Raw genomic sequence first — 4,195 nt, 5'->3', positions numbered from 1 at the left:
TGACTTTACAGGACGAAAAAAAGAAATCACTGAGCTTATTGACTGGTTTAATGATCCAGAAGACTCAAAACGATGTCTTGTATATGGTGATGGTGGCATTGGAAAAACAACTCTCATTTTAGAATTTATGCATCGTGTCCTTGAAGGTTCTATTGAGGTCGAATGGAAACCCAGTGTTATTACTTTTTACACAGCAAAAAAGACTCGTTGGGGAATACATGGTTTAGAATCACTTACGAACAACAATCTAGGCGTTGCAGATGTCGCTTTACATATAGCACAACTATTAGAAGTCAAACTTGACAATAGTTGGTATCAAAAAGATGCAGAAACTATTATTCAAAAATTAAAAGGCTTACTTGAAAAAGAGAAGATTAAAAAAAATGAGCATCTCATTATTTTAGATAATACAGAAACTATGGCTGAAAATGATGATGATATTATTAATCTAGGTAAGCAAATACACTTACTTTCCCGTTATGCTGGAAGAGTAATTCTTACTTCTCGTCGTACAGAAAGACTTGAAGCAAGACCAATTGAAACAACTAAATGGTCCGATGAAGAAGGTATAGAATATATTCAAAAAAGAGGAGATATATTAAATATTGATGCAATAAAGAAGGCTGGCATACCTACTTTAAAAAAAATCACTAGAGAACTCAACAATAAACCATTGATTTTGAATGTTTTCATTCAATTTGCAAATGAACTACAAAGCTCACTTAATAGCGCATTAGATAAAGTGAAAAGATTACAGGAAAAAGACTTAGGGATGTTCTTGTTTTCTGATGTTTGGGAAAGATTTAATGAAAAAGAAAAGCGCTTTTTACTTCTCTTAACCTATTTTGGTCCTGATCATGATCAATATTTTATGCAATTAGCTTCTGATAAAGCTAATTTAACTTTTTCTTTAGCTCAGAGCACATTAGAAGGTAGTAAAGGGATTTGTCAACTTAGTAGTATTGATGGCCAACTTCAAATTACTTTCAACAATGATTTTATGAAATTTTGTAAAGATAGAACTGTAAATTTTGATGATCAAACACATCCTCTTCAAAAAGATCTAGAATCAATCCAAAAAAGATATATAGAGTTTTTAAAACATATTGAAGTAGAAATATCAGATAATGATCAAAAAGCTTATTTAAGTAGGTTTGCACGGGCAGCTAGAAAATTCTTTAATGAGGGTAATAAAGATCAAGCAATTGCATACTATGAATTAGCGATAGATGAGGATCCAACAAATATTTGGTTATTAGAGAAGTATTCAAATACTCTATTTATTTATAAAGATTTTCCACAAGCTTTAGAAAAAATCAATAAAGCTACTAATATTGACCCTAATCACTCAGAACTCCAATTTACTAAAGGTAAAATATTAGCCAGAATTAAAAATAAAACCAAAGAATCTATAACATGCTTAGATTTAGCTCATAAACTCGGGAAATCTATGCACCTATGTGAGTTACAAAAAACATATGCTTATTTTGCAGATGGAGATATAGAGCACGCAACCATATCATTAAATATTGCTAAGAATAATATCCCTAACGATTCTTATTACCAAAAGTGCAAGATAGAAATTGAACGCTTAGAACGCAAAATAAATCAATATATATTACCTCTATAGAAAATGTTACTTTAGATGTATTTATAGAAAGTATTTTCATTACCTATAAGCACATTAACGAGGGTCAATAAATTTAACTTTTTTAATAATCAATGAGGCAGTATGTTTTATATATTTCTTGATACGTGTGTTTTTTTAGATATTTCTACTAAGAAACAAGAATTACCACTAGTTTCTGCATTGGAAGATCTTGTTCGTACTAAAGTAGCGAAGTTAGTCGTAATTGACTTAGTAGCTCAAGAATATGAAAGAAACAAAGAAGAGGTCGCAAACAAAACAGCAAAACGATTATCTCAAGAATTTAAACAAGTCAAAACAGTTGTAAGTGAGTTTGCAAAAAAAAATAAAGCTCAAACCATTGAAGTACTAAACGATATAAATGCAAGACTTCCTCTTTTGACTGATGCTAACTATGCAACCATTAACAGAGTTGAGAAACTAATTGAATCAGCGGAAAAAATAAGTATTAGCGAGCGCTCAAAGATTGCAGCCATTCAACGAGGCTTAGATAAAAAAGCTCCATTCCATATCAGTAAAAACTCTGTAGCTGATGCTGTAATTATTGAGCAATTTTATGAATTTTCATTAAGTGTCAATACGGCAGATAGTTGTTTTTTCATAACACATAATCATAACGACTTTTCTGCCAAAGACCATCGAAAGCCTCATACTGATTTTGAAAATATTTTCAATGGTAATACTTGTTATTTTAATAACTTAGCATCCGCAATCAACCTGATTGATAATAATTACTTAGCTGAAATAGAGTTTGAACATGACTTTACAGAAGAAACTCGTGGTTTAAGAGAAATTCTCGATGTATTAGACGAGCTAGTAGATAAAATTTGGTATAACCGTCATCAAAATCTAATCTGGAAGATAAATGAAGGTGAGATAGAAATTGTTCCTAAAGGTACGAAACACTATGGTAATCATTTTATTCATGAAGATATTCTTGAAGGTGCAATCAAATCTGCCAAACAAGTTAAAGAGACATATGAAGATGTTGGCCCTTGGAATGACTTTGAATGGGGTATGATTAACGGTAAATTGTCAGCTCTACGTTGGGTATTAGGTGACGAATGGGATATGTTAGATACCTAAGATAACAATTGATATCATTTTTAATTAAATATTATATTTTTCAATACCTTAAATATGATGATTTACTAAGAAATATGAATAAAGATAGTTAGAACAGGATATTCCCCTTTCTCAAACCAACCGTACTACAGATTTAATTATCTAATCGTATAGTTCTCAAAACCACTAAATCAAGTAGAGCCATTTCAATTTATCTTCTTAAGATTGCAAAACAATAAAATACAATATATGGTATTAAAATTCAAACAACTACCACTATATATAGTTGTTATTAAAAATAGAAACATTTTAGGAATAATTTGTAGAAAAATTTGCATACTCTTTACTGTTCAGTTATTATTCATTTAACTTGATCTGTAAGTCAATGATCTTGGAGGTGAATATGACTCATTTCAATCCTGATATGCTTAGTATTGCACGAAACTTTCGTGGCCTTAGTCAAACTGAACTAATTGCTGGAATGGGACAGTCTATTACTCAGGCTTCATTATCTAAAATTGAAAGTGGGGACTTAAAACCCTCCGATGAAGTTATCCAAAATCTATCTAATGCCCTACATTTCCCTATACGATTTTTTGAACATATTGAAAAGCTAAATGCACTGCCGATTAGTTTGCATGCATACAGAAAAAAAAGCTCTACCACAGCTAAAGCATTGAGCCGTATGAATGCTGAAATGATGTTAAAAATGGGCCATGTACAAACATTAGAATTGTTCACAAATGTGCCAAAAAGAAAAAACTCCTTACCAACTTTTAAAATTGGCCTAGATGTAAACACTCCTCAAGAAGCGGCTAAAAAGCTTAGATCATTGTGGGCGTTAGGAAGTGAACCTCTTGAAAACCTAACTGCCACTGTGGAAGATGCAGGGGTTTTAGTCTTTTTATGCGACTTTAAAGATAACAATGTTGATGGTGTATCCTTAAAAATGCATGGTGTGTCTCCATGCGTATTTCTAAATGCAAATCAGCCAAATGACAGAATACGCTTCACATTAGCACATGAACTTGGGCATTTGGTCCTCCATGAAGAACCATCTGAATTCATGGAAAAAGAAGCAAATGACTTTGCTGCCGAATTCTTAATGCCAGAAGAAAAAATTATTGATCAATTAGGTTCAACCAATTTAGCTCATTATCTAAGACTTAAAAAGGAATGGAAAACCTCAATGGCGGCCTTAATCTATAGGGCGTCAGAGTTAGGAACTATAACTTCAAGTCAAAGTGCCAATTTATGGCGGCAAATGGCTATGCGTGGTTATCGTAAAGTTGAACCAAATGAATTGGATCGAGAAGCGACATATAGAGTAGCTTCAATGCTCTTTGACTATGCAATAGATGCGAAAAAAACATCAACATCTGTCATTAGTGAGCTATCTCAATTATTTGACTTATATGAAGATGACTTTAAAAAACTATATTATTTTGACCTAGATTCAATGGAGACTATTGAAATGGTTTT

General features: G+C 32.0%; 3 protein-coding genes. All 3 read left to right on the top strand.

All coding sequences use genetic code 11. From position 1 onward, the window contains the following. A partial coding sequence (locus WA352_RS21515) for a hypothetical protein (RefSeq protein ID WP_336143877.1) occupies positions 1-1,630 on the top strand: 1,630 nt, incomplete at its 5' end. A gap of 102 nt (positions 1,631-1,732) precedes the next feature. Then, entirely contained in the window at positions 1,733-2,734 is a 1,002-nt protein-coding gene (locus WA352_RS21510; protein WP_005314762.1) for a PIN domain-containing protein, read from the top strand. A 382-nt stretch (positions 2,735-3,116) separates the two neighbouring features. Further along, positions 3,117-4,195, top strand: a 1,079-nt coding sequence (locus WA352_RS21505; RefSeq protein WP_336143876.1) for a helix-turn-helix domain-containing protein, incomplete at its 3' end; no start/stop codon positions are given.

This window comes from Acinetobacter sp. 102, from assembly GCF_037028485.1.
Lineage (GTDB): Bacteria > Pseudomonadota > Gammaproteobacteria > Pseudomonadales > Moraxellaceae > Acinetobacter > Acinetobacter higginsii.
The sequence above is the reverse complement of the archived record's forward strand: the minus strand, read 5'-3'. Positions and strand labels throughout refer to the sequence as shown.

Coding starts and splice junctions, on each gene's coding strand:
- WA352_RS21510 (WP_005314762.1), top strand. CDS start 1,733: ATGTTTTATATATTTCTTGATACGTGTGTTTTTTTAGATATTTCTACT.